Source organism: Streptomyces lateritius (genome assembly GCF_014649715.1).
GTDB classification, from domain to species: Bacteria; Actinomycetota; Actinomycetes; order Streptomycetales; family Streptomycetaceae; genus Streptomyces; species Streptomyces lateritius.
Genome location: NZ_BMTO01000019.1, coordinates 97,976 through 122,705 on the forward strand (window position 1 = coordinate 97,976; position 24,730 = coordinate 122,705).

The 24,730-nt window shown below is 71.3% G+C and carries 19 protein-coding genes; 9 read left to right on the top strand and 10 right to left on the bottom strand.

Features of this window, described 5'->3' with window-relative positions; all coding sequences use genetic code 11:
- The first annotated feature begins 44 nt into the window (after positions 1–44).
- The 3 genes from IE136_RS31045 (at position 45) to IE136_RS31055 (ending at position 5,084) form a co-directional block, all read left to right on the top strand.
- Positions 45–1,784, top strand: a complete 1,740-nt coding sequence (locus tag IE136_RS31045; RefSeq protein ID WP_189601963.1) for an N-acyl-D-amino-acid deacylase family protein — start codon at positions 45–47, stop codon at positions 1,782–1,784.
- Positions 1,781–3,253: an aldehyde dehydrogenase family protein gene (locus IE136_RS31050; protein ID WP_189601964.1), complete on the top strand. Its 1,473-nt coding sequence runs from the start codon at positions 1,781–1,783 to the stop codon at positions 3,251–3,253. Before IE136_RS31045 ends, IE136_RS31050 begins: the two co-directional genes overlap by 4 nt.
- A gap of 259 nt (positions 3,254–3,512) precedes the next feature.
- Positions 3,513–5,084 (top strand): APC family permease, encoded by a 1,572-nt coding sequence (locus IE136_RS31055; protein ID WP_158988132.1) that lies wholly within the window; start codon positions 3,513–3,515, stop codon positions 5,082–5,084.
- 98 nt (positions 5,085–5,182) lie between these two features.
- On the opposite strand, the gene IE136_RS31060 is transcribed toward IE136_RS31055, so the two are convergent.
- A complete protein-coding gene (locus IE136_RS31060; protein WP_158988131.1) occupies positions 5,183–5,935 on the bottom strand; it encodes a GNAT family N-acetyltransferase in 753 nt (250 codons plus the stop codon).
- A gap of 137 nt (positions 5,936–6,072) precedes the next feature.
- Here IE136_RS31060 and IE136_RS31065 point away from each other — a divergent pair, with 137 nt between their 5' ends.
- Entirely contained in the window at positions 6,073–6,606 is a 534-nt protein-coding gene (locus IE136_RS31065) for a GNAT family N-acetyltransferase (protein WP_158988130.1), read from the top strand.
- Here IE136_RS31065 and IE136_RS31070 read toward each other — a convergent pair.
- Positions 6,587–8,095, bottom strand: coding sequence for a CehA/McbA family metallohydrolase (locus IE136_RS31070; RefSeq protein WP_189601965.1), 1,509 nt, complete (start codon positions 8,093–8,095; stop codon positions 6,587–6,589). The genes IE136_RS31065 and IE136_RS31070 overlap by 20 nt on opposite strands.
- A gap of 100 nt (positions 8,096–8,195) precedes the next feature.
- On the opposite strand from IE136_RS31070, the gene IE136_RS31075 reads away from it, so the two are divergent.
- Complete coding sequence (locus IE136_RS31075; RefSeq protein WP_189601966.1) at positions 8,196–9,026, top strand: LLM class F420-dependent oxidoreductase; 831 nt, start codon at positions 8,196–8,198, stop codon at positions 9,024–9,026.
- A gap of 28 nt (positions 9,027–9,054) precedes the next feature.
- Here the strand turns inward: IE136_RS31075 and IE136_RS31080 are convergent, their stop codons facing one another.
- The 3 genes from IE136_RS31080 to IE136_RS31090 all read right to left on the bottom strand — a co-directional run bounded on the left by IE136_RS31080 (position 9,055) and on the right by IE136_RS31090 (position 12,075).
- Positions 9,055–9,678, bottom strand: a complete 624-nt coding sequence (locus IE136_RS31080) for a hypothetical protein (protein WP_189601967.1) — start codon at positions 9,676–9,678, stop codon at positions 9,055–9,057.
- A 71-nt stretch (positions 9,679–9,749) separates the two neighbouring features.
- The gene (locus tag IE136_RS31085) at positions 9,750–10,187 is read right to left on the bottom strand and encodes a hypothetical protein (protein ID WP_158988127.1); all 438 of its coding nucleotides are present in this window, start codon (positions 10,185–10,187) and stop codon (positions 9,750–9,752) included.
- A 61-nt stretch (positions 10,188–10,248) separates the two neighbouring features.
- The gene (locus tag IE136_RS31090; protein WP_189601968.1) at positions 10,249–12,075 is read right to left on the bottom strand and encodes an alpha/beta hydrolase; all 1,827 of its coding nucleotides are present in this window, start codon (positions 12,073–12,075) and stop codon (positions 10,249–10,251) included.
- 241 nt (positions 12,076–12,316) lie between these two features.
- Here IE136_RS31090 and IE136_RS31095 point away from each other — a divergent pair, with 241 nt between their 5' ends.
- Both IE136_RS31095 and IE136_RS31100 read left to right on the top strand, forming a co-directional pair.
- Positions 12,317–14,899: a bifunctional FO biosynthesis protein CofGH gene (locus IE136_RS31095; RefSeq protein WP_189601969.1), complete on the top strand. Its 2,583-nt coding sequence runs from the start codon at positions 12,317–12,319 to the stop codon at positions 14,897–14,899.
- A gap of 129 nt (positions 14,900–15,028) precedes the next feature.
- On the top strand, positions 15,029–16,147 hold the full coding sequence (locus IE136_RS31100; protein WP_158988124.1) for an ADP-ribosylglycohydrolase family protein: 1,119 nt from the start codon (positions 15,029–15,031) through the stop codon (positions 16,145–16,147).
- Here the strand turns inward: IE136_RS31100 and IE136_RS31105 are convergent.
- Together IE136_RS31105 and IE136_RS31110 are read right to left on the bottom strand one after the other, a co-directional pair.
- Positions 16,132–17,694, bottom strand: coding sequence for a sodium:solute symporter family protein (locus IE136_RS31105; RefSeq protein WP_189601970.1), 1,563 nt, complete (start codon positions 17,692–17,694; stop codon positions 16,132–16,134). The genes IE136_RS31100 and IE136_RS31105 overlap by 16 nt on opposite strands.
- A gap of 206 nt (positions 17,695–17,900) precedes the next feature.
- A complete protein-coding gene (locus IE136_RS31110) occupies positions 17,901–18,683 on the bottom strand; it encodes an SDR family oxidoreductase (protein WP_189601971.1) in 783 nt (260 codons plus the stop codon).
- An 80-nt stretch (positions 18,684–18,763) separates the two neighbouring features.
- Here IE136_RS31110 and IE136_RS31115 point away from each other — a divergent pair, with 80 nt between their 5' ends.
- Positions 18,764–19,606 (top strand): hypothetical protein, encoded by an 843-nt coding sequence (locus tag IE136_RS31115; RefSeq protein ID WP_158988121.1) that lies wholly within the window; start codon positions 18,764–18,766, stop codon positions 19,604–19,606.
- 171 nt (positions 19,607–19,777) lie between these two features.
- Here IE136_RS31115 and IE136_RS31120 read toward each other — a convergent pair whose 3' ends face one another.
- The 3 genes from IE136_RS31120 to IE136_RS31130 all read right to left on the bottom strand — a co-directional run bounded on the left by IE136_RS31120 (position 19,778) and on the right by IE136_RS31130 (position 21,970).
- Positions 19,778–19,978, bottom strand: coding sequence for a DUF397 domain-containing protein (locus IE136_RS31120; RefSeq protein WP_158988120.1), 201 nt, complete (start codon positions 19,976–19,978; stop codon positions 19,778–19,780).
- Between the two features lie 218 nt (positions 19,979–20,196).
- Complete coding sequence (locus IE136_RS31125; RefSeq protein ID WP_158988119.1) at positions 20,197–21,057, bottom strand: helix-turn-helix domain-containing protein; 861 nt, start codon at positions 21,055–21,057, stop codon at positions 20,197–20,199.
- A 190-nt stretch (positions 21,058–21,247) separates the two neighbouring features.
- Entirely contained in the window at positions 21,248–21,970 is a 723-nt protein-coding gene (locus IE136_RS31130) for a GOLPH3/VPS74 family protein (protein ID WP_158988118.1), read from the bottom strand.
- A gap of 162 nt (positions 21,971–22,132) precedes the next feature.
- Here IE136_RS31130 and IE136_RS31135 point away from each other — a divergent pair, with 162 nt between their 5' ends.
- Positions 22,133–24,574, top strand: coding sequence for a D-alanyl-D-alanine carboxypeptidase (locus tag IE136_RS31135; RefSeq protein WP_229819326.1), 2,442 nt, complete (start codon positions 22,133–22,135; stop codon positions 24,572–24,574).
- The last annotated feature ends 156 nt before the right edge of the window (positions 24,575–24,730 follow it).

Consider the following 24,730-nt stretch of genomic DNA (forward strand, 5'->3'; position numbering starts at 1 on the left):
GGGCGCCGTACGCAGAAAGCGACCGTCATGCGAAAGGGACCGTCATGCTCGATCACCTGATCAGGGGTGCCACCGTCGTGGACGGCACCGGCGCCCCCGCCCGTACCGCCGACGTCGGCCTGCGCGACGGGCGGATCGCCGTCGTCGCCGAGCCCGGGACGATCCAGGAGGAGGCCCGGACGAGCGAGGACGCCACCGGCCTCGTGCTCACCCCCGGCTTCGTCGACCCGCACACCCACTACGACGCCCAGCTCTTCTGGGACCCCTTCGCCACCCCCTCCATGAACCACGGCGTCACCACCGTCGCCGGCGGCAACTGCGGCTTCACCCTCGCGCCGCTCCATCCCGACCGGCCCGAGGACGCCGACTACACCCGCCGCATGATGTCCAAGGTCGAGGGCATGGCCCTCAAGGCGCTGGAGGAAGGGGTCGACTGGTCCTGGTCGTCCTTCGGCGAGTACCTCGACGCCCTCGAAGGGCGGATCGCCGTCAACGCCGGCTTCATGGTCGGCCACTGCGCCCTGCGCCGGTACGTGATGGGCGCGGACGCGGTCGGCGGGCAGCCCACCGAGGAGCAGCTGGCCCGCATGGTGGACCTGCTCCACGACGCCATGGACGCCGGCGCCTGGGGCCTGTCCACCACCCAGTCCTCCACCCACTCCGACGGCGACGGCGCCCCCGTCGCCTCCCGGCACGCCGGGCCCGCCGAGCTGGTCGCCCTGTCGAAGGCCGTCGGCGAGCACGAGGGCACGCAGCTCGAAGCGATCCTCGCCGGCTGCCTCGACCGGTTCTCCGACGACGAGATCGACCTCTTCGTCGAGATGACGGCCGCCGCCGGACGCCCGCTCAACTGGAACGTCCTCACCATCGACGCCGCCGTCCCCGAACGCGTCCCGCGCCAGCTCGTCGCCTCCGAACGGGCCCGCAGGTCCGGCGGCCGGATCGTCGCCCTCACCATGCCGATCCTCACTCCCATGAACATGTCGCTCGGCACGTTCTGCGCCCTCAACCTCATCCCCGGGTGGGGCGAGATCCTCGGGCTCCCCGTCCCCGAGCGGATCGCGGCACTCCGCGACCCGGCGGTGCGGGCCGAGATGCTGCGCCGCGCCGAATCCAAGGAGGCCGGCGTCTTCCGGCGCCTGGCCGACTTCGGCCGGTACGTCATAGGGGACACGTACAGCCGCGAGAACGCGGGTCTGACCGGCCGCGTCGTGAAGGACATCGCGGTCGAGCGCGGCCAGGACGCCTTCCAGTGCCTGGTGGAGATCTGCGCCAACGACGAGCTGCGGACCGTGCTGTGGCCCATGCCCACCGACAACGACCCCGCGTCCTGGGCCCTGCGCCGCGAGACCTGGGAGCACGAGGACGTGATGCTGGGCGGCTCCGACGCCGGCGCCCACCTGGACCGCATGTGCGGAGCCCCGTACACCACCCGCTTCCTCGGGGACTGTCTGCGCGGGCGGAAGCTCGTCCCCCTCGAACAGGCGGTGCGGATGCTCACCGACGACCCCGCCCGGCTCTTCGGGCTGCGGGAGCGCGGCCGGGTGGCCGAGGGCTTCCACGCCGACCTGGTCCTCTTCGACCCCGAGCGGATCGAAGCGGGCCCCGCGACGCTGGTGCACGACCTGCCCGGCGACAGCCCTCGGCTCGACTCACGGGCCGTCGGCATCGTCTCGGTCCGCGTCAACGGGGTGGAGACCGTCCGCGACGACGAGGTGACCGGTGCGATCCCGGGCCGGGTGCTGCGCTCCGGCAGGGACACCAGGACGGTGAGCACGCGATGACGCGCACGGAGAGGGCACGCTCTCAGAGGCTCTTCATCGGCGGCGAGTGGGTGGAGCCGGACGGCGGGCACTACGAGGTGATCGATCCGGCCACGGAGCAGGTCGTCGGCCTCGCGCCGGAGGCGAGCACGCGCCAGGTGCACGAGGCGGCGGCCGCCGCCCGGGACGCCTTCGGCGCCTGGTCCCGTACGAGTCCGGAGGAGCGGGCCGCGATCCTCGACCGGGCCGCGGACCTGATGACGCGCGACGCCGAGGAGAACGTGGCACTCGCGCGGGCCGAGACCGGCGCCACGACCGCCACGGCCCGCGGCATGCAGGTCGCCGTCGGATCCGCCCGCTTCAGGCGGTACGCGCGCGGCGCCCTGGAGCCGGTCGAGCAGCCGTTGCCGCCGCAGATCAACGAGGCGGGCCCGATGGGCAGGGCCGGGGTCTTCGGGGCGGTCGCCGTACGCCGCCCGGTCGGCGTCGTCACCTGCATCACGTCGTACAACAACCCCTGGGCCAACGCGGCGGGCAAGATCGCCCCGGCGCTCGCCATGGGCAACACGGTGGTGGTGAAGCCCGCCCCGCAGGATCCGCTCTCCGTCTACGCCATGACGCGTGCCCTTGAGGAGGCCGGGGTCCCGGCCGGGGTGGTCAACGTCGTCACGGGCGCGAGCCCCGCCGTGGGGGAGGCGGCCGTCGACTGCCCGGACGTCGACATGGTCTCCTTCACCGGCTCCACGGCGGTCGGGCAGGCGATCGGCGAGGTGTGCGGCCGGGCGCTGAAGCGGCAGCTGATGGAGCTGGGCGGCAAGGGCGCGGCGCTGGTCTTCGACGACGCCGATCTGGACTCCGCCGTCATGGGGATCGGCACCACCTTCGCCTTCTACAGCGGACAGATCTGTACGGCCCCCACCCGGGTCCTCGCCCAGCGCGGGATCTACGAGCGGCTGGTGGAGAAGCTCACCGGTTTCGCGGCGTACATGAAGGTCGGCGACCCGGCGGCCCAGGGGACGGTGGTCGGGCCGGTGATCTCGGCGGCCCACCGTGACCGGGTGGAGGCGTACGTCGAGCTGGGCAGGAAGGAGGGCGCCCGGATCGTCGCGGGAGGGGAGCGCCCGCACTTCCCCCAGGGCTTCTACGTGGCGCCCACGCTGCTCGCGGAGTGCACCAACGAGATGCGGGTGGTCCGGGAGGAGATCTTCGGCCCGGTGGTGGTGGTCGTGCCCTTCGACGACGAGGAGGAGGGGATCGCGCTCGCCAACGACAGCGACTACGGGCTCCTGGACTACGTGTGGTCCGGGGACGTGGCCCGCGCATTCCGCATCGCCGGCCGGCTGCGGGCGGGCGGAGTGGGGGTGAACACCGTCGGGCGGAACATGGAGGCGCCGTTCGGCGGATTCAAGAAGAGCGGTGTGGGGCGCGACGTGGGCTCGTACGCGCTGCACGCGTACAGCGAGTTACAGGCGGTGGTCTGGCCCGGTTGATCCACTCCCATCCCCTGGGGAAGAAGGTTCGAGAAACAGCACGGGAAATTTTGGAAACGGACATTTGGGGCGTGGCTGCGGTTCCCGCATATCGGACGTGCGCGAGTGAAGCTGTCGATCGCTCAGGTTCGACCGGGCGTCGATCTTTCAATCAACGCCGCCAGGGCGCCATAGCCCTTCTAATGCAAGGCGAAGATCGGTCGAAGTGGCGGAGTTCCGTCCTCCGGATGTGGAAACCGCAGCCTTTAACGTCCTGTTCATGACTCAGGTGGATGCACGGCCCCAGGCCGGAGACACGGTAAGGGGCGTCGCCGCCTCCGGCGACAACCACGGCGTACAGACCAAGGGACTCGGCAAGAACTCCGTCGGGCTGATGGGCAGTGCCGTCATCGGCATCTCGACCGTCGCCCCCGTCTACTGTCTGACCTCCACGCTCGGCTCCACGGCCGGCGAGGTCGGCCTCCAGATGCCCGCGATCTTCCTCGCGGGCTTCCTCCCGATGCTGCTCGTCGCCTTCGCGTACCGCGAGCTCAACAAGGTGATGCCGGACTGCGGCACCTCCTTCACCTGGACGGTGAAGGCCTTCGGCCCCCGGATCGGCTGGATGTGCGGCTGGGGCCTCGTCATCGCGACGATCATCGTGCTGTCCAACCTGGCCGGCGTCGCGACCTCCTACTTCTGGCTGCTCGCCGGTGAGATCACCGGCAGCGAGTCCGTCGCCGCCCTGGACGAGAACAAGGCCGTCCACATCCTGACCTGCCTCACGCTCATCGCCGTCGCCACCGCGATCAGCTACCGCGGCATGACCGCCACCAAGGGCGTGCAGTACGCCCTCGTCGGCCTCCAGCTCGTCGTCCTCGTCGTCTTCGTCGCCATGGCCTTCCAGAAGGCCGGCAGCGGTGCGTTCGACACCGGCCTGAGCTTCTCCTGGACGTGGATGAACCCGTTCGCGGTCCAGTCCTTCGCCGCCTTCACCGCAGGCCTGTCGCTGTCGATCTTCATGTACTGGGGCTGGGACGCCTGTCTCGCCACCAACGAGGAGACGACCGGCGCCGAGAAGACCCCCGGCCGCGCCGCCCTCATCGCGATGCTCGTCCTGGTCGCCTCCTACCTGGCCACCGGCATCGCCGCCCAGATGGCCGTCGGGGCCGGCGACAAGGGCCTCGGCCTCGCCAACCCCGAGACCTCCGACAACGTCTTCGCGGCCCTCGCCGGCCCGGTCATGGGCCCGGCCCTCGGCATCCTGCTCTTCATCGCGGTCCTCGCCTCGGCGGCGGCCAGCCTCCAGACGACGTTCATCCCGGTGGCCCGCACCGTCCTCGCCATGTCGGCGTACGAGGCCCTTCCCGCCTCCTACGCCAAGGTCCACCCGCGCTTCAAGGTCCCGGGCAAGGCCACGGTCATCGCGGGTGTCGCCACCGGCGTCTTCTACACGGTGATGACCCTGGTCAGCGAGAACGTCCTGGTCGACACGATCTACGCGCTCGGCCTGATGATCTGCTTCTACTACTCGCTCACCGCGTTCGCCTGCGCCTGGTACTTCCGCAAGGAGCTGTTCCGCTCCGGCCGGGACCTCCTCTACAAGGGCCTGTGCCCGGTCCTCGGCGGCGTCCTGCTGACCGCCGTCTTCGGCAAGACGCTGTACGACATGTGGGACCCGGCCTACGGCAGCGGCTCCTCGGTCCTCGGGGTCGGCTCGGTCTTCGTGATCGGCGTCGGACTGCTGCTGCTCGGCGTGGTGATCATGCTGGTCATGCAGCGCAGGAGCCCCGCGTTCTTCCGCGGCGAGGTGCTGACGAAGGAGACGCCGTCGCTGGTGGTCGCCGACTGATCCGCTGATCCACGGCAGAACCCCTGAGTCACCGGCGAGGTGGCGGGCCCCTCCGGGCCCGCCACCTCGCCGTTCTCGTCGTTCCGGCCGGTTGGGGATCAGGCCGGTTCGGCGATCAGGGCCGTGCCGATCGTGCGGAAGCCGAGCCGGGCGTAGAGGCGGGCCACGTCGGCGTCCGTGGCGGTGAGGAAGACCGTCTCCACACCTCGCGCGCGGGCGTCGGCGACCAGGGCGGCCGTGACCGCAAGACCCAGGCCGCGGCGGCGAGAGCCGGGCAGGGTGCCCACGCCGACGACCTCCGAGACGGCGCCGACCGACTGGTGCTGCCCGGCGCAGAGCGCGGTGCCGGTCGCGTCCACGGCGGCGGCCAGACGCGTGAGACCCGCGTCGATCCGGGCGGCGAGCTGGGCGGCCGCGGCCGGCGAGGGGTCGACGCCGAAGGCCGCGTACGGGACGGCGGCGGCCGAGGGCAGTACGGGGTCGTCGGCGCCGACCATCCGCACGGTGACGCCGTCCGGCGCCGGAACCCGCTCACCCTCGCCGTCGAGCACCATCAGCGGGTGCTCGTGCACCACGAGCCCGCTCTCCTCGACGGCGGCCCGCAGCCCCGGCGTCGTCTCGGCCACCCATTCGAAGGCCTCCGGCACGCCCAGCTCCCGCTGACGGGCCCGTACCCGCTCCACCTCGGCGGCGGAGACGGTCCCGGTCCGCCCGAGCGCGGGCCGCGCGTAGTACGGCCAGCCGTCCCCCTCCCGTACGAACAGCGTCAGTGGCCCGAAAGCCTCGGCGCGGGCGGCGGAACGGGGGACGGCGTCGTAGTAGTCCTCGAGGCGCTGCAGCATGCTGGTCATCCAAGCAGGGCGGCCACGGAAGCACAGGTGGATTCTCCCCGCGCCCGGGCGATCCGCGGGGCGGCCCGGAACAGCAGCGGGACGGGGTGCCACGGGGCCGATTACCGCCCGGCCGCCCGGTTCGACAGGATGGTGCCATGACCGAGATCCGTACGCCCCGCCTCCTCCTCCGCCGCTGGACCGACGACGACCTGGTCCCCATGGCCGAGATCAACGCGGACCCGGAGGTCATGCGCTGGATCGGCGACGGCTCCGTCCGGGATCTGGAGCAGACCGCCGAGGACATCGAGCGGTGGGAGGAGGAGTGGGACGAGGAGGGCTTCGGGCTCTTCGCCGTCGAGCTCCTCGGCTCCGGCGAGCTGATCGGCTTCGCCGGGCTCTCCGTGCCCGACTTCCTCCCGGAGGTGCTGCCCGCCGTGGAGATCGGCTGGCGGATCGGAAGGCCGTTCTGGGGTCAGGGGTACGCCTCCGAGGCCGCCCACGCCGCCCTGGAGTTCGCGCTGCAGGACCGCGGCCTGGACAGGATCGTCAGCATCGCGCACATCAGCAACACGGCCTCCGAGAACGTCATGCGCAAGCTCGGCATGGTCCCGGAGCGCGACACCAACCACCCCGTCTTCGGTGTCCCGCTGCGGGTCCACGCCATCGATCTCAGCGAGTACGCGGGCTGATCTCGAGGAACACCGGGTTGGTGAAGGCGGCGAGCGCGCCCGGCAGGGGCGGCAGCGTCGCCGGGTGCCGGACCTCCGCCCGTACGTAGGTGGCGTACGCGGCCGTCGTCACCCACTCCACCGTCCCCTCGCCGGCCCCGCCCCCCTCACCGGCCCCGGGCAGCACCGACGTGTGCAGCACGCCCTGGTCCGTCACGAAGCGGACGGTACGGCCCGGGGCGCCGGTCGCCGTCAGCCGGACGGTGACGGGTTCGTCCGCCGCCACCCGCAGCCGCTCCCCGATACCGGCCGCCCGGCCGCGGCCGTCGGTCGCCGTGAAGGCCAACGACACCGACGAGGACTCGGCGACGTACGAACGGCCCGCGCGCAGGCCCGCCAGGATCGCCTCCCGGCTCAGGTCGTCGGCGAGCACCACCGTCTGCGGGGTGCCGACCCGGTCGGGGTCGCGGTGGGCGTCGCTGTTGCCCATCGCAGGCGTCCACCGGCCGGTGGCGAGCGCCGCGTCCCAGCCGGCCAGCGACACCTCGTCGTCCGGAGTGAACGGGCCGTTCCACACCTCCACCACGTCCGCCTCGCCGAAGCCGGACTTCCAGCCGCAGCCGATGCAGGTGGCGTGCGGATGCGCCGGGACGACCAGTCCGCCCGCCCGCCGGATCTCCCGCGCGATCCGGCCGAAACGGTTCTCCCGCGCTCGGTAGCGCCAGTCCACGAAGGTGCCCGGATCGGTCCCCAGGGCCAGCACATGACCGTTGCGGGTGGTGATCTCCTCACCTAGGAGGATCAGCAGGTCGTCCCCCGCGAGCTCCGCCCATGCCCCGTGGCCGGCCTGGGTGTTGTGCTCGGTGGTGGTCAGGAAGTCGAGCCCGGCGGCGCGGGCGAGCGCGGCGACCTCGGCCGGGGTGCGCCGCCCGTCCGAGTACACCGTGTGCAGATGGCTGTCGCCGCGGTACCAGGCACGGCCGCGCCCCTCGGCCCGCTCGGGCGGGTAGGCGGGCCTCACGACCGGCTCCGGGGCGCCGAAGCGGAGGGTGATCGTCACGGTGTACGTGAGGCCCTGCGGCGCCACGGTGTACGGCGCGAGCACCACGAACCACGTCCCCGCCCTCAGCGGCCCGGCCACATAACCGGGGGTCGCCGCGTCGGTCCGTAGGAAGAACTCCTTGCGCGCGCCGCCCGACCAGCCCCGGAAGCCCTCGCCGCCGAGCTCCGTGCCGCGCTGGTCGAAGATCCCGATGTCGAGGGCGTTGCCCTGTGTCCCGGCGGGCACGGCCGGCCGCTCGTACGCGTACGAGACATGGATCTCGCGCACCCCGCGCGGGATCTCGACCGGCAGGTACACGTAGTCGGGGGAGCCGGGCGGCAGCGTGCCGCCGACGGTCTCGGTCCGGTCGCCGCCGCCCGCGTCGGCGTGCGCGAAGCTGACGCCTCCCAGGGCGAGGGTGGAGGCGACCCCGGTCGTGAGGAGCGTTCGTCTGGTCGGTGCGCTCATGTCCGGCACCCTGGTATGAAGCCGTGAACTCCGGGGCAACGCAAGACCGCCTCGTGCCGCACCTCTCGGAAATCCCTGCCGCACGCCCTACGTTGCCCTCATGCGGATCTCGACCACGATCTTCCTGACCGACGAGACCATCTCCCCCGTGCGGATCGCGCGCGAGCTGGAGGAGCGCGGCTTCGCCGGGCTCTACCTGCCCGAACACACCCACATCCCGGTCGAGCGGACGACCTCGTACCCGGCGGGCGGCACACTGCCGCGCGAGTACGGCCGCACCCTCGACCCCTTCGTGGCGCTCGGTCAGGCCGCCGCCGTCACCGAGCGGCTCGGGCTGGGCACCGGCATCACGCTGGTCACCCAGCACGACCCGATCGCCCTGGCCAAGCAGATCGCCACCCTGGACCATCTGTCGGGCGGCCGTTTCACCCTCGGTGTCGGCTTCGGCTGGAACAGGGAGGAGGCCGCCGACCACGGCGTGGAGTGGGCGACGCGCCGCGAACTCGGCCGGGAGCGGATGGCGTTGATGCGAGCCCTGTGGGCGGAGGAACCCACCCCCTACGAAGGCCGGTTCGGGATCTCGGTACGCGCCTCCCACGCGTACCCGAAGCCGGCCGGCGGCGCGCCCCGCATCCTGGTCGGCGGGGCGGCGGGACCGAAGCTCTTCGCGCAGATCGCGGAGTACGCGGACGGCTGGATGCCGATCGGCGGGCGGGGTCTGAGCGAGACCGTCCCGGTGCTGCGCGAGGCCTGGGAGGAGGCGGGCCGCGGCCCCGGGGCGCCGCAGGTGGTGCCGTACGCGGTCCTGCCGAACCCGGGGAAGCTCGCGCACTACGAGGAGTCGGGGTGCGAGGAGGTCGTCCTGCAGCTTCCGCCGGCGGACGAGACGGAGGTGTTGCGCGTCCTGGACGACTACGCGAAGTACCTCTGAGATTCCTGAGACCTCGGAGACCTGAGCCTCACCGCAGCGTGGGCGGCTCCAGGTCCTCGACGGCCTGCTCGCCCTGGCCGCCGGCCGGGTCGTAGGCGCACGGCATGCCGGTGAACCCTTCGAGGGTCTGCCAGTGGGACCGCCAGGTGAAGGACAACCGGTCGTCGTCGCCCTTGCGCGCCCGCAGCTCCCGGTTGTCGCCCACCGTCTCGTAGTCGGTGACCGTCCACCCGGTCGTCTTCAGGTGCGCGTGCAGCCGGCGCAGGGCCGCCGCGCCCTCCGCCTCGTCGACCGCGTCGAGCCGCCACTCGTGGTAGAGGTGGTACGAGCGAGGCTCGGGCGTGTCGTCGACGCCCTCGATGCCGCGGGGGTGACAGACGCTGCCCGAGATCCGGTTGTCGGCCTCCGCGCGCTCACCGCTGCGCACGGCCGGCAACGGACGGCCGATGCCCGCCGCGTCGTACATCTCCTGCGACCGGTCCGTCGCCCGCCGCGCCATCTCGGCCGGCGGCACGACCGGGAAGTCCTCGCCGGTCGCCCGGTCGACGGCGTACCAGACGACCAGCCCGACGATCAGCAGCACGGGCAGGGCGACGACGCCGAGGACGACGTACAGGCCGGTACGGAGACGGCGGCGGGTGGGATCGTTCATGGCACCGACGCTACGGGCGGGCCCGGGGGCCGGGATCCGTACGAGGGCCCAGGGCGACGGGGCCCAGGTACTCAGGACTCCTGGAAACAGCGGGAGACGACGGTGATGGAGAGGACGGAGGTCGGGTCCTTGTCGTCGCGGTTGTCCATCAGCCGGAGATCGGCGGAGAAATCGCCGTCGGGCGAGTCCGCGACGATCGTGGGCGTCTTCGCCCTACTGGTGTCCGGGCCGTCCGAGACGATCTTCCAACCCTTCTCCGGGAGGGCTCGGCGCAGTGCCGCGTAGGCCTTCTCCAGCTCCTCGAAGGGGAGGTCGTAGATGCTCCAGCTATGGCGCAGATGGATGACCTGCCCTTCGGGCTCGTAGCCGTCACAGTCGAGCGGCAGCGGCCCGGGCTTTGTGATCTTCCCGTTCTTCACGCCGGTCATGTCGAGAAGGCTGCTGGAGGCGCGCTGTACGCCCTCCCGCATCCGGACGGTGTCGCGCACCTCTGCGGTCTTCTTGTCCATCGTCGAACATCCTGTCAGGAGTGCGCACGCCAGCAGGACGGGCACGGCCAGTCTCAGTCGCTTAGTCAAGAGTCACCTTGTCGTGTAGGCCGGCGATGACGGCCCCCTGGTTGAACAGGCTGTTCCGGCCCGGTACCCAGAAATCACCGTGGTCCTTCGCGTCGCTCGCCATGATGTTCCCCCCGAAACCCTTGTCCGTGGGGATCGTGAAGCCCTCCCCATGCCCCACGAGCCTGCCGCCCTGCCGGACGAGAACGTCGTCTCCGTCGCCGCCCATGGCCCAGACGTGCTCCTTGCCCACGCCCAGGTCGCTCGCGTGCTCCACCTGCATGCCGGGGCTGCCGACCGCGATGATGTCGTCCGCGAGCGGCCCGGCGCCCCGGTCCTGCTGGGTGGCCATGCCGGCGACCGTGGAGCCGTAGCTGTGACCCATCACGGTCGTGTGCGACCTGTCGGGGCCGCCTTGGGCGGTCTCCATGCCGTTCATGAACTGCCGCAGCGTCGGGGCCCCCTCCTCCCCGTACTTGTTGAGCGTGGCCGCCGGGATGTCGTTCGGCGCGTTGTAGTCGAACCAGGTGATCGTGGAGACGCTCTGGTTCGGTACCAAGCCGTTGGTCTGCGACCACAGGGCGTCGGTGCGCCCGAGGTCACCTTCGATGTCCGACAGCTTCGTTTTCGTCCCCGGCACGTACACGGCCGTGTGGTCCGCCGTGTCCGGGTTGCCGTTCGCGAGGATGACCCGGCCGTCATCCTTCTCCGCGTCGAACTTCAGCAGGTACGCCTCCGGCATGCCGCTGCCCGCCGGGCGCTCCAGGCGGCTCTCGATGGCGTTCATGCCGTGCAGCCAGCCCTTGAGGTCCGCCTGGCGGCCTTCGTACTTGTGGTGCCAGTCGAGCCACTTCTGGCTGTACACCATGCCGCCGCGCGCGCCGTACGAGACCAGCTTCGGCTTCGGCTCCGGCGGGATCCCCGCCAGCTCGATCTCGTACTTCGCCTTCGACTCGGCGAACACCATCCGGTTCGCGTCGTCGCGCACCGTCGACGGGATGCCGTCGAGCGCGCCGACGGACGCCGGGAAGAGCGTGGCGTACTCGTCACGCTGCTCCTGGGTGAGCCCGTTCCACCACTTGGCGTTCTCCTCGGTGCTCCTGCCCTGCGGGATGTCGCTCGCGGCGACGTACTTGCCGGCCGCGTCCTGGAGGCGCTTGGTGTCGGCCGCCGCGTCCGCGAGGTCCTTGTTCTCGACCTTGAGGCCGGGGTCGGCCTTCAGGTGGCGCAGGACCCCGGAGTAGCGGCCGTCGATCTCGTTGGCCTCGCGGACGGCGGCGGCGATCGCGTTGGCGACGGCCTGGGCCTTGGCCTGGTTCGGGTTGCCGCCGCCGAGGCCCGGATACAGGCCCGGCGGGTTCAGGAGCGGCGAGTTGCCCTGCCCCTGGTACATCGGCGGGGCGGTGGGGGAGAAGAGGCCGAACTGCGAGCCGTTGGCGGTGCCGCCCGGGATCGGCTTCTTGTCGATGAGGTTCTCGCCGCCGGCCGGGTACTCGACCGAGCCGTCGGCGTGGACGGTGAACTTGAGGTTCTCGGCGTCTTCCAGGGCCTGCTTGAGCTTCTTCTGGGGGGCGGCGAGTTCGGCGGCGAGGCCGTTGAGGGCGGTGCGGACGAGCCCGCACTCGGTGTGCAGGTACTGGTAGTTGCGGGCGAGCTGGTCGAGGTCGGCCTCGGCCGCCTCGGCCGCCTTTCCCTCCTGCGACTTCCGGATCCTCGCGAGCATCTCGTTGTCGACGCGGTCCTTGTCGGCGTTGGAGCGGGAGCTGACCTTGCCCCAGCCGTCGGCCGCGTCGGTGTACTCGTTCAGCTTGACGTCGCGCAGTTGCTGCCAGGTGGGCACCGGCGCTCAGCTCCCGTACGTCGGCCGGGAGGGCGGCGCGGGCCACCGGGTTTCGAACGTCACCAGATTCCCCCGAGAATGTGATCATCAGCTGCCGGGCGTCATCGTATGCAGTCGCGGGCGGGGGCGGATGAGTACTCCTACTCATCGCCGTGATCTCCGCGATCTCCGTGATCGCCGTGGTCTCCGGGGTTGTCCACAGGCCCCACCGCAGGTCACGGTCGGCTCGTATGCTCGACGCATGACGGATCACCAGCCCGGACGGCCCACCGAGAACGCCATGCGCCGTGCCCTCAGGCGAGCCAGGGACGGGGTGGCGCTCGACGTCACCGAGGCCGCCGTGCTCCTCCAGGCGCGCGGGGGCGACCTGGAGGACCTGGCCGCTTCGGCGGCCCGGGTGCGGGACGCCGGTCTCGAGCAGGCCGGCCGGCCCGGTGTCATCACGTACTCGAAGAGCGTGTTCATCCCGCTCACCCGGCTCTGCCGGGACAAGTGCCACTACTGCACGTTCGTGACCGTGCCGGGCAAGCTGCGCCGGGCCGGGCACGGCATGTTCATGTCTCCGGACGAGGTCCTGGACATCGCCCGCCGGGGCGCCGAACTGGGCTGCAAGGAAGCGCTGATCACGCTCGGCGACAAGCCCGAGGACCGCTGGCCCGAGGCGCGCGAGTGGCTGGACGCGCACGGATACGACGACACCCTGGCATACGTACGAGCCATGGCGATCCGGATCCTGGAGGAGACCGGACTGCTGCCCCATCTCAATCCGGGCGTGCTGTCCTGGACGGACTTCCAGCGGCTCAAGCCGGTGGCCCCCTCCATGGGGATGATGCTGGAGACGACGGCCACCCGGCTGTGGTCCGAGCCCGGCGGCCCGCACCACGGCTCCCCGGACAAGGAACCGGCCGTGCGGCTGCGGGTCCTGGAGGACGCCGGACGCTCCTCCGTCCCCTTCACCAGCGGGCTGCTCATCGGCATCGGCGAGACGTACGAGGAGCGGGCCGAGTCGCTCTTCGCGCTGCGCAAGGTCTCCCGCGCCTACCACTCCATCCAGGAGCTGATCATCCAGAACTTCCGCGCCAAGCCGGACACGGCGATGCGCGGCATGCCGGACGCGGACCTCGACGACCTGGTCGCCACGATCGCCGTCGCCCGGCACATCATGGGCCCCTCGGCCTGCCTGCAGGCCCCGCCGAACCTCGTCGACGAGGAGTACGGACGGCTGATCGGCGCAGGCATCGACGACTGGGGCGGGGTCTCGCCGCTCACCATCGACCATGTGAACCCCGAGCGGCCCTGGCCGCAGATCGACACGCTCGCCGAGAAGTCCCGCGCGGCCGGCTTCGAGCTGCGCGAACGCCTCTGCGTCTACCCGGAGTTCGTCGGCCGTGGCGAGCCCTGGCTCGACCCGCGTCTCCTCCCGCACGTCCGCGCCCTCGCCGACCCGGAGACGGGTCTGGCGAACCCGGAGGCCCCGGTGCGCGGGCTGCCCTGGCAGGAGCCGGACGAGGCGTTCACCGCCACGGGCCGGACCGACCTGCATCGCACCATCGACATCACCGGCCGCACCCACGACCGCCGGGACGACTTCGACGAGGCGTACGGGGACTGGGAGTCGCTGCGCGAGGCGGCGGCGCCGGGCATGGTCCCCCAGCGCATCGACACCGATGCCCGCGAGGCCCTCGCCGTCGCCGCCGACGACCCGACGCGGCTCACCGACGACCAGGCCCTGGCCCTGCTCCACGCCGACGGGCCGGCGCTCGACGCGCTGACCCGGATCGCGGACGACGTCCGCCGGTCGGTGGCCGGCGAGGACGTCACGTACGTCGTCACGCGGAACATCAACTTCACCAACGTCTGCTACACCGGCTGCCGTTTCTGCGCCTTCGCCCAGCGCCGCACCGACGCCGACGCGTACACCCTCTCCCTGGACCAGGTCGCCGACCGGGCCGAGCAGGCGTGGGAGGTCGGCGCGGTCGAGGTGTGCATGCAGGGCGGCATCCACCCGGACCTGCCGGGCACGGCCTACTTCGACATCGCGCGGGCCGTGAAGGAACGCGTCCCGGGCATGCACGTGCACGCCTTCTCCCCGATGGAGGTCGTCAACGGAGCGACGCGTACGGGCCTTTCGATACGGGAGTGGCTGACGGCGGCGAAGGAGGCCGGGCTCGACTCGATCCCCGGCACGGCGGCCGAGATCCTCGACGACGAGGTCCGCTGGGTCCTCACCAAGGGCAAGCTGCCCACGGCCACCTGGATCGAGGTGATCACCACGGCCCATGAGCTGGGCATCCGCTCCTCGTCCACGATGATGTACGGGCATGTGGACCAGCCCCGCCACTGGCTCGGTCACTTCCGCACGCTGTCACGCATCCAGCGGGAGACCGGTGGCTTCACCGAGTTCGTGACACTCCCCTTCATCCACACCAACGCCCCCGTCTATCTCGCGGGCATCGCCCGACCCGGCCCGACGGTCCGGGACAACCGGGCGGTCACGGCCATGGCCCGGCTCCTCCTCCACCCGCACATCCCGAACATCCAGACCAGCTGGGTGAAGCTGGGCGCGGACGGCGCGGCCGAGATGCTCCGCTCGGGCGCCAACGACCTCGGCGGCACGCTGATGGAGGAGACGATCTCCCGGATGGCGGGCTCCAGCTACGGCTCGTACCGCTCGGTCAAGGATCTCGTCGCCATCGCGGAGGCGGCCGGGCGGCCCTCCCGCCCCCGCACGACGCTGTACGGCGAGGTCCCCGAGGAGCGGATCAGGGCGGCCCGGGCCTCCGACGGGCACCTCCCGGAGCTGCTGCCGGTCCTGCCAGACTGAGCCAAACCCGGTCCTGAAGGGCGTCCGATCACATAACGTTCCGACCCCCGAACGCGCGTACCCGGTCGATTACAGTGCTGCGGCAGACCAGACCTGCGTCAGACCTGCGTCACCGGGGGAGGGCACGTCGTGACCACAACCGCCGCGGCCGTGTGGGGCCGTGCCGAGCAGCAGGACTTCCGGGCCCGGGTCCGGGGCTGCCTCCTCGGCGGCGCTGTCGGCGACGCGTTCGGCGCGGGCGTGGCCGGGCTCACCCTGGAGGAGATACGGGCCGCCCACGGGCCCGAAGGACTCACCGAACCGGTGCCCGCGTACGGCAGACGCGGGGCCGTCACCGCCGCCACGCAGATGACCCTGTTCACCGTCGACGGGCTCATCCGCGCCCAGGTCCGCCGCGACACCGGCGCCTGGCACCCGCCCACCGACGTCCACCGGGCCCATCTGCGCTGGGCCGCCACCCAGCGCGACTGGGGCCCCGACGAGCGGCGCAAGGACAACGGCTGGCTCGCCCGGGAGGAGTGGCTCTACGCCCGCCGCGACCCGGCCCGCTCCTGCCTGACCGGCTTCGGCGACGAGATCCTCGGCACCCTGGACCGGCCCAAGAACCCCGACGCGACCGACTCCGGCGCCCTGGTCCGCTCGGCCCCCTTCGGGCTCCTGGTGGGCTGGGAGCCCCAGCTGGTGTGCCAGCTGGCCGTGGAGTGCGCGGCGCAGACCCACGGCGACCCGGCCGCGTACCTCGCGGCCGGCGCCCTCGCCGTGGTCGTGCACGGGCTCGCGCGCGGCGAGAGCGTGGACGGCGCGGTGCAGCGGGCGCTCGGCCAGCTCGCCCCGCGCCCCGGCCACGAGCCCGTCACCGACGCGCTGCAGCACGCGCTGGGGGCCGTACGCCAGGGGATGCCGAACGCGGCCCGGGTGACCGCGCTCGGCGCGGACGAGGACCGGGCGGAGAACCTGCTCGCCGCCGCCGTCTACTGCGCGCTGGTCGGCGAGGACATCCGCCACGGGCTGCGCCTCGCGGTCAACCACGACGGGCCGTCGGCGGCGGCGGGAGCGGTGACCGGCGCGCTGCTCGGCGCCCTGCACGGCGAGACGGCCCTCCCGCCGGCCTGGCTGGCCGAACTGGAGGGCCGTGCGACGGTCCTGGAGCTCGCGGACGACTTCGCGATGGAGATGACCCAGGGGGCCGCTCTGCACAGCCCCTCGGAGTCGTCGCCCGGCTGGCTCGCCCGCTACCCCAGGGGCTGATCGGCGCGGTCGCCGCCGCCCTGCGCGGGAACGGCGGCCGCGGCCGCGGCGCCACCGGCGGGGCTGCCGTCGTCCGAGTGGAGCCTGTCGAGGACCGCGTCCCGCTCCGGGGTGTCCTCCGGCCTGATGAAGCCGATCAGGACGTACAGGATGAGCGAGGTGGCGAGCGGCGAGACGATCTGGATCTGCAGTTCGATGCCGTCCAGGCCGTAGTTGGTCAGCCAGAAGGCGAACAGACCGGCCGCCCAGGAGACCAGCGCCGCAGTGGGGCCGGACTTCCGGAAGGACCGCAGCAGGCCGAGCATGAACGGGATCGCGATCGGCCCCATGAGCCCGGCGACCCACTTGATGACGACGGTGATGATGTCCTTGAAGGCGGGGGAGTTGACCTGGGTGGCCACCGCCATCGACAGGCCGAGGAACGCGATCGTCGACCAGCGCGCGGCGAGCAGCCCGGCCCGCTGCGACCAGGTCCGCGCGGCCTTGCTCATGACGGGCGCGATGTCCCGGGTGAAGACGGCCGCGATGGCGTTGGCGTCGGAGGAGCACATGGCCATCGTGTGGGAGAAGAAGCCGACGATGACCAGGCCGAGGAGCCCGTGGGGGAGGAGCTGTTCGGTCATCAGGGCGTACGAGTCGGAGGCGTCGGGCTTCTGTGGGTCGACGAGCAGCGGCGCGACCCACATGGGGAAGAAGAGGACCAGCGGCCAGACGAACCAGAGCACCGCCGAGAGCCGGCCGGAGCGGGTCGCCTCGCGGGCGTCGGGGGTGGCCATGTAGCGCTGGGCCTGGTTCCACATGCCGCCGCTGTACTCGAAGGTCTTGATGAAGAGATACGCGAGCAGGAAGGTCATCGTGTAGGGGCCGGCCGTCGGCGCGGTGTGTCCCTGCAGCTCGGGCCGGTCCCAGACGGTCCACAGCGCGCTGAAGCCGCCGAGCTTCGCCATGACGGCGACGAGCATCGCGATACCGGCGAAGAACTGGATGACGAACTGGCCGAGCTCGGTGAGCGCGTCGGCCCAGAGCCCGCCGACCGTGCAGTAGATGCCGGTGATCACGCCGGTGATCAGGATGCCCTGGTTGAGGGAGATCCCGGTGAAGACGGAGAGCAGGGTGGCGATCGCCGCCCACTTGGCGCCCACGTCGACGATCTTCAGCAGGACGCCCGACCAGGCGAGGGCCTGTTGGGTGGGCAGGTTGTAACGGTTCTTCAGGTACTCGAGGGGCGAGGCCACGTGCAGGCGTGAGCGCATCCGGTTGAGGCGGGGCGCGAAGAGGTGGGCGCCGATGGCGATGCCGATCGCGATGGGGAAGGACCAGGTGACGTAGGAGGTGACGCCGTAGGTGTACGCGATGCCGGCGTAGCCGGTGAACATCACGGCGCTGTAGCCCGACATGTGGTGGGAGATGCCGGAGAGCCACCAGGGCATCTTGCCTCCGGCGGTGAAGAAGTCGGAGACGTTGTCCACGCGCTTGTGGGACCAGACGCCGATCGCGACCATCACGCCGAAATAGCCGATGAGCACGGCCCAGTCGAGACTGTTCATTGAGCCCCCTCCAGGGGTCCGGTCCGCCTTGTGAACGCCGTTCATGGTGTGGCGAGTTGAGCAGCCACGACAACGGACAGGAGGGTCAAGAGAACGTAAAATCGTTCGGGTTTTTGACCTGAGTTCACGGACATGAATTCAGATGGGGTCAAAAAGGGCCGTACGACGAAGGGTCGTCGTACGGCCGGGTCGGGCCGCCTCCGCGGCTACCGCATCAGCTCGCCCGCATTGACGAGCAGTGACTGCCCGGTGATGGCGCGCGCCCGATCCGAGGCGAGGAAGGCCGCCGCCTCCGCCACGTCCCCGTCGGTCGCCAGCTCCGGCAGCGCCATCCGCTCCGTGAGCCGGCCGAGCACCTCGGCCTCCGCCACCCCTTCGGTGTGCGCGGTGAACCGCACGTACGCCTGGACCGGCGGGCCCCACATCCACCCCGGCAGCACGCTGTTGACCCGGATCCGATGGCGGCCCAGCTCGCGGGCCATCGAGTACATCGCAGAGGTGAGCGCCCCCTTCGAGGCCGCGTACGCCGCCTGCTGGACCTGCGAGGGCGCCGCCACCGCCGACTGCGTCCCGACCAGGACGACGGCACCCCCGTGCTCCTTGAGCGCCGGCAGGCACGCCCGGGTCATCCGCAGGGTGCCCAGCAGATTGACGTCCAGGACGCCCTGCCAGGTGGTGAAGTCGGCGTCCTCCAGGCCGCCGAAACAGCTGTCCCAGGCGGCGACGTGGACCACCGCGTCGATCGCGCCGAAGCGCGACAGTGCGAGCGCGGCGAGCGCCTCGCACCGCGCCTCGTCGGTGATGTCGGTGGCGAGGTACGCGGTGCGTCCGCCCTCCGGGTCGATCTCGGCCGCCGACTTGGCGAGGTTGGCCTCGGTGCGCGCGCCGAGCACCGCGTTGCCCCCGTCCCGTACCACCGTCTCGGCGATCCGGCGCCCGAGCCCGGGACCGACACCCGACACGACCACGGTCTTTCCCTGGAGCAGCATCCGGGCGCCTCCCGCCTCTGGCCATCTACCTGACGGCCCGTCAGAGTAGGGGTCTCCGACGGACAAGGGAAGGGCGGGAGATGGACGAGGCGGGGAGCGGGACACGCAGCGAGACGTACGCGGAGCTGGCGGCGGTGGGGCCGTACGGGGTCCGCCCGGGACACGCGCTGATCACCATGGTCGAACCGCACCCGGGTCACGAGTACGCCTACAACCGCTGGTACGAGGACGACCACTACTACGCGGGGGCGATGGCGATGCCCTGGATGTACGCGGGCCGCCGCTGGGTCGCCACCCGCGAGCTCCAGGAACTCCGGGTCCCGGAGAAGTCCGCGGTCGCCCAGCCCGTCACGGCCGGCTGCTACCTCTCCACGTACTGGATCACCGAGGGCCGCTACGACGACCACATGAAGTGGACCGTCGCCGTCAACAAGCGCCTGAACCGCGACGCCCGGGTCTACCACGACCGTACGCACGTCTTCACGGCCTTCCAGAACCACGAGGCGACCGTGTACCGGGACGGGGCGGCCGGGCCGCGCGACGTCCACGCCCTCGACCACCCGTACGCGGGCCTGATCCTCCAGGTGATCGACACGGAGGGGCCGGAGCGGCGGGTCGAGCTGCTCGAACGGCTGTGCTCGCGCGAACTGCCCCGGCGGCTCACCGGTTCTCCGGCGGCGATGGTCACGGTCTTCCGGCCGACACCGCTGCCCGGCGACCGGATGACGTACGTGAAGCAGGTCGAGGGGGCCGACACGCGGCTGACCCTGCTGTGGTTCCTGGAGCGCGACCCGCGCGCCTGCTGGTCCGCCCACTTCGCGGACCTGGACACGGTCGCGGGGGAGGCCGGGCGGGCCGAGCTGGTGGCGCCGTTCATCCCGACGGTGCCGGGCACGGACCGGTACGTGGACCAGCTTCGCTGAGCCCTTCGGGAGCCGGCTCTTTCGGAGCCGAGCCTTTCTGAGCCGGCCCTTTCGGAGCCGAGCCTTTCGGAGCCGTTCCTTTCGGGGCCGAGCCTTCTCGGGAACGGCCGAGCCCCCTCGGCCAGGACGGCGGACCGGACGAGAGGGCTCTTTCCGTGGTGCGGAGCGAACTCAGAGAGTCCCGGTGGTGACCAAGCCGACGAAGGCGTTCCACGACCCCGACCCGAAAGCGATGGACGGACCCTCGGGGGCCTTGGAGTCCCGGACCGCGATCGATGCCACGACGGGGGACTTGACTTCGACGCAGGCCCCGTTTCCGCCGGAATAGGAGGACTTCGTCCAGGTGTCCGTAGCGCCCTGAATAATCGCCATGTTCTTAGCTCCGGTTCTGCCAGTAGTGTGTCGCGCCAACCTTCTTGCTGGCGTGATCGACGCTACTCGCCGGTCCCGTCGCGTGGGGCGGGCGTTCACTCGACCGGATGGCATATTCCAAGCGGGCTTCCGCTGGGGTGAGGCCGCGGTGTACCGTACCGGCCTTTCACTTCGTACCGGCCGCGCATAGGCCCCGCAGCGGCGCCGCGGTGACCGGATCAGGCCGCCGCGTACTTCTTCGCAATCTCCTCGATGAAGTCCCGGGTCTGCTCCACATTCAGCGCCTGCGCCCGCAGATGTTCGTACATCACGCTGTACTTGGCGACATCCTGGGCTTTCTCCAGATAAAGGTCGCTCGTCACACCCTCGATGTACACGACGCTCGAGTCGGACGTGTCCGGGAATTCCAGGATCGCGTAATGCCCGCTGATTCCCGGATGCGCGCCCATGTCGAACGGCAGCACCTGCACGGTGACGTGCGGCAGGTGCGACTGCTCGACGAGATGCTCCAACTGCTCGATCATCAGCTGCTTGTTGCCGACGATCCGGCGCAGCGCGCCCTCGTCGATCACCGCCCACAGTCGCAGCGGACGCTCCTCGTCCTTGATCCGGTCCTGCCGCCGGGTGCGGACCGAGACCCGCTTGTCGATGTCGGCGGGGGTGGACTCGGGCAGCGCGCCGGCGATCACGGCCTCCGCGTAGCCGTGCGTCTGCAGCAGCCCGGGGATGATCTGCGGCTCGTACACCCGCAGGCTCTCCGCGTCCGTCTCCAGGCCGATGTAGACGCTGTACGGGATGTCGCCGAAGGCGTGCCACCAGCCCTGCTGGCGCGAGTCCTTGGCCATCTGCATCAGCGACTCGACGACCCGCTCGTCCTCGACCTCGTACACCCCGCACAGGTCGCGGACATCCCGCTGACTGATCGAGCGACGGCCGTTCTCGAGGCGGCTGATCTTGGACTGCGAGACCAGAAGGCGCTCGGCGACCTGCTCGGCCGTCATGTTCTTCTGCTCCCGGAGCCGGCGCAACTCCTGGCCCAATCGGCGTCGCCTGACGGTGGGGTTGACGTTGGACGCCACGGAAACTGCACCTCCGGCTGTCGGCTGCGTAGCTGTGAGTATCTACTGCTTGGCAGACTGCCACCAAAGGTGTGGTGTGCGCTGGGAAACGGTCACAACGCTGGGGAAACGCGCGTGGGCGGGGCGGTCGTGACGACCACCCCGCGCTCGCGTGCGGCTCCCGGACCGGTTCTTCCGGGTCGGTTCTGTTCTAGTGGACGGCGGCGCGGACCATGCCGCCGCGACGGGGCTGCTCGGGGACGCCCGCGGGACGCCCGCCACCCGTCGCCGGGTTACGGCGCGGCTGGGCGGCCACACCGTTCTGGACGTCCATCACGGCGTGCGCCACGAGGCCGCCCATGGGGTCGTGCCGGATCAGATCGCGCAGCCGGGACCGCGACGACCGTCCTTCGTTCCCCGGGTACAGGTGCTTGCCGAGTCCGACCGCGTGGGCCAGCGCGGCGAGCGCCGCGGTCCGCGGGTCCGGCGGTACGCCGGTGCGGATCGCACTGTCCAGCCGGGCCCTGATCTCCCGGCTGATCGCCGTCTCCGTCGCCTGGTAGCGAGTCGTCGGCAGCACCCCGCACATCTGGCCCTCCACGGCATGCACCATGCCGCATCGCTCCAGATGCGAGAGATACGTCTGGCGGAGCCCCAGTCGGGGTCCGCCGATCCAGTGGACGGCCCGAACCGGGCTGCCGCGTCTGCGCAGCAGTTCCAGTGCGGAGTCCAGAGTCGGATCTCCGGTCGGCCGTGGCATCACCACGGCGATACGATCCCCGTCAGGGGCTATCCGCCCCGCCAGAGCCAGCTCCACTAGCTGTGCTCCGGCGAGGCCCAGGTCGAGCGACTGCGGCTGCGCTGTGGTACCCGTGGCCGGGTCCAGAGCGAGCAGCAGAAGCTCCTCCGGAAGTGTTCTGCGGCTCCTGCCCATCCATGCCTCCCCGCGTGGATGAGTCACAGGGTGACCCCTCTCACATTCATCTGTCGAGAGTGCCTGGGTGGTTCGTACGGGAACCGATAGGTATGTCGTTCTCGTCTAGCACGGGTGCCAAGGGGTTCACACAGGACACTGGTACACGGTTCGGACGTACGAATGACGCATGGAGGAGGCACGGTGGCGGGCGAGTCCCCCGACAAGGCGGAGCAGCAGGAGTCTTCGGGGTCTTCAGGGGGCTCGACGGCTTCCGCGGAGACGACTCCGGCGGGCGGCCGGGATCCGCGGCTCTCCGTGCTTCGCGAAGCGCAGCCGTCGGGAACGGCTTCGGCGGTCCAGGTCGACCAGCCGACGGCCGTCTTCAAGACCTTGGCACCGCGTACGTCGGAGGACGACGCGCCGACGGTGGACGAGGCGGCGGCCGAGGAGCCGGTGTCCGAGGGGCCGGCGGCCGAGGAGCCGGTGGCGGACGAGGTCGTGGAGGCTCCTTCGGCGGAAGAACCGGCGGACGACTCGACGGAGTCGGCCGGCGCGGCGGACTCGGCCGATGCGGCGGACTCGGCCGATGCGGCGGACTCGGCCGATGCGGCGGACGAGCCGGCAGAGGCCGGTGGCGACCGTCTGAGGGACGCGGTGGCGGCGTGGGTCGCCTCCGGCGACGAGGAGCCGTCAGAGGCGGACGAGAAGCCGGCTCCGGCCGAGTCCGAGGATGCCCCGGCGGCGGAGACCGCCGAGGGGTCCTGGTTCGCGGCGCGGAAGGATGCCGAGACCGCTGAGCCGGGGGCCGCGGACGACGCCGAGCCGGAGCCGGAGCCGGAGGGCGAGCCCGAGGCCGCGGACGACGCCGAGCCGGAGGCGGAGCCGGAGCCGGAGGGCAAGCCCGAGGCCGGGAAGAGTCCCGAGGCCGAGGAGAGCTCCGAGGCCGAGTTGGGCTCCGAGACCGAGGGCGGGGCCGAGGACGAGCCTGAGGCCGTCGATCAGCCCACCGCCGTGTTCAAGGCGGTGCGGCCGCCCGTCGTGGATCAGCCGACGACCGCGCTGATGATCCCGCCGCTGCCGAAGGCGCCGGAGGCCCGCGAGTCCGCTGCCGAGCCGTCCGTCCCGGAGTCTCCCGCCGAGCGCACGAGCAAGTTCGTCCCCCTGCGCCCGGACGTCCCCCGTGCGGCACCCGCCGCCCCCGATGCGAAGCAGCCGGCGGCCAAGGCGCCTGAGACCAAGGCGCCCGCGGCCCCCGCGGCGAAGGCGCCGGCCCCCCTCCCCGTACCCCCGCCGTCCCTCACCGAGGCCGAGCGGACCAGGCAGCAGCCGATGCCGCCGCTTCCCCCGCTGGACCTGCTCGCGGAACTGACCAACACCCCGCCCCCGCCGCCGACGCCGCTGCGCACCACCGTCCGGCGAGTGCGGATCTGGACGCCGCTGGTCATCCTTCTGCTGATCATCTTTGCGATCGCACAGTTCGTACGACCGCTGCCCGCTCCCGTCCTGAGCCTCTCCGCCGCCCCCACGTTCACCTTCGCGGGCGGCGAGCTGAACATGCCGTGGCCCACCGAGGGCCAGGGCGCCGCCGAGGTCGAGGGCGTCGGCTCGCTCGGGACGTACGGGGCTCAGAAGCCCGCGCCGATCGCGAGTGTCGCCAAGACGATGACGGCGTACGTGATCCTCCGCGACCACCCCATCAAGGGCAACGAAGCCGGCCCGAAGATCACGGTCGACCAGAAGGCCGGCGAGCAGGCCAAGGCCAAGGACGAGTCGACGGCGGCGATCAAGGAGGGGCAGGAGTACACGGAGAAGCAGCTGCTCCAGCTCCTCATGATCCCCTCCGGGAACAACGTCGCCCGGCTGCTCGCCCGCTGGGACGCCGACTCGGAGGCCGCGTTCGTCGACAAGATGAACGCCGCCGCCAAGGAGCTCGGCATGACCGACTCCGTCTACACCGACCCGTCCGGCCTGCAGTCCACGACCGTCTCCACCCCGCAGGACCAGCTGAAGCTGGCGAGGGCGGTGATGCAGTACGACGTGTTCCGGGAGATCGTGAACATGCCGAACCTGACCGTCGAGGGCATCCCGGGCCAGATCGAGAACAACAACAACATCCTCCTGGAGCCGGGCGTCAGCGGCATCAAGACGGGGTCCTCCACGCCGGCCGGCGGCAACCTGCTCTGGTCCGCGAACACCGTGATCGACGGCAAGAACCGCCGCATCCTGGGCGTAGTGATGGGGGCGAAGGACGCCGACCAGCTGCACAAGAAGCTCCAGCTGGCGATCGACTACAGCCTGAAGCTGATCCAGCAGGCGCAGAAGGACGTCACCTCCGCCGCCGTCGTCCGCAAGGGCCAGGTCGTCGGCTACGTCGACGACGGGCTCGGCGGCCGGACGCCGGTGATCGCGACGAAGGAGCTCAAGGCCATCGGCTGGCCGGGCCTGAAGGTGAATCTCCAGCTCACCGACGGCGGCAAGGCCGTACCGCACGCCGGCAAGGCGGGCGACGTCGTCGGCCAGGTGTCGATCGGCACCGGCGCCGGCAAGGTCAGCGCCCCCGTCGCCCTCCGGTCCGACCTGGTGGAGCCGGGCTTCGACAAGAAGCTGACCCGCATCGGCTGACTCGCGTCGGCTGTCCGCATCGGTGACCGGCCCGGGCCGGCCCCGCTCGGGCGGGCCCCGCTCGGGCCGGCCCACCCGGGCTGACCCACCCGGGCTGACCCACCCGGGCTGACCCGCCCGGGCCGGCCGGTCCCGGCTGACCCGCTCGGGCTGATC

Excerpts from the sequence above, each read along its gene's own strand:
- IE136_RS31075 (WP_189601966.1), top strand. The coding sequence starts at position 8,196 with ATGCGGATCTCGACCACGATCTTCCTGACCGACGAGACCATCTCCCCC.
- IE136_RS31085 (WP_158988127.1), bottom strand. The coding sequence starts at position 10,187 with ATGGACAAGAAGACCGCAGAGGTGCGCGACACCGTCCGGATGCGGGAG.
- IE136_RS31060 (WP_158988131.1), bottom strand. The coding sequence starts at position 5,935 with ATGACCAGCATGCTGCAGCGCCTCGAGGACTACTACGACGCCGTCCCC.
- IE136_RS31065 (WP_158988130.1), top strand. The coding sequence starts at position 6,073 with ATGACCGAGATCCGTACGCCCCGCCTCCTCCTCCGCCGCTGGACCGAC.
- IE136_RS31045 (WP_189601963.1), top strand. The coding sequence starts at position 45 with ATGCTCGATCACCTGATCAGGGGTGCCACCGTCGTGGACGGCACCGGC.
- IE136_RS31135 (WP_229819326.1), top strand. The coding sequence starts at position 22,133 with ATGACGCATGGAGGAGGCACGGTGGCGGGCGAGTCCCCCGACAAGGCG.
- IE136_RS31105 (WP_189601970.1), bottom strand. The coding sequence starts at position 17,694 with ATGAACAGTCTCGACTGGGCCGTGCTCATCGGCTATTTCGGCGTGATG.
- IE136_RS31095 (WP_189601969.1), top strand. The coding sequence starts at position 12,317 with ATGACGGATCACCAGCCCGGACGGCCCACCGAGAACGCCATGCGCCGT.
- IE136_RS31070 (WP_189601965.1), bottom strand. The coding sequence starts at position 8,095 with ATGAGCGCACCGACCAGACGAACGCTCCTCACGACCGGGGTCGCCTCC.
- IE136_RS31050 (WP_189601964.1), top strand. The coding sequence starts at position 1,781 with ATGACGCGCACGGAGAGGGCACGCTCTCAGAGGCTCTTCATCGGCGGC.
- IE136_RS31110 (WP_189601971.1), bottom strand. The coding sequence starts at position 18,683 with ATGCTGCTCCAGGGAAAGACCGTGGTCGTGTCGGGTGTCGGTCCCGGG.
- IE136_RS31080 (WP_189601967.1), bottom strand. The coding sequence starts at position 9,678 with ATGAACGATCCCACCCGCCGCCGTCTCCGTACCGGCCTGTACGTCGTC.
- IE136_RS31055 (WP_158988132.1), top strand. The coding sequence starts at position 3,513 with ATGACTCAGGTGGATGCACGGCCCCAGGCCGGAGACACGGTAAGGGGC.
- IE136_RS31120 (WP_158988120.1), bottom strand. The coding sequence starts at position 19,978 with ATGGCGATTATTCAGGGCGCTACGGACACCTGGACGAAGTCCTCCTAT.
- IE136_RS31115 (WP_158988121.1), top strand. The coding sequence starts at position 18,764 with ATGGACGAGGCGGGGAGCGGGACACGCAGCGAGACGTACGCGGAGCTG.
- IE136_RS31130 (WP_158988118.1), bottom strand. The coding sequence starts at position 21,970 with ATGGGCAGGAGCCGCAGAACACTTCCGGAGGAGCTTCTGCTGCTCGCT.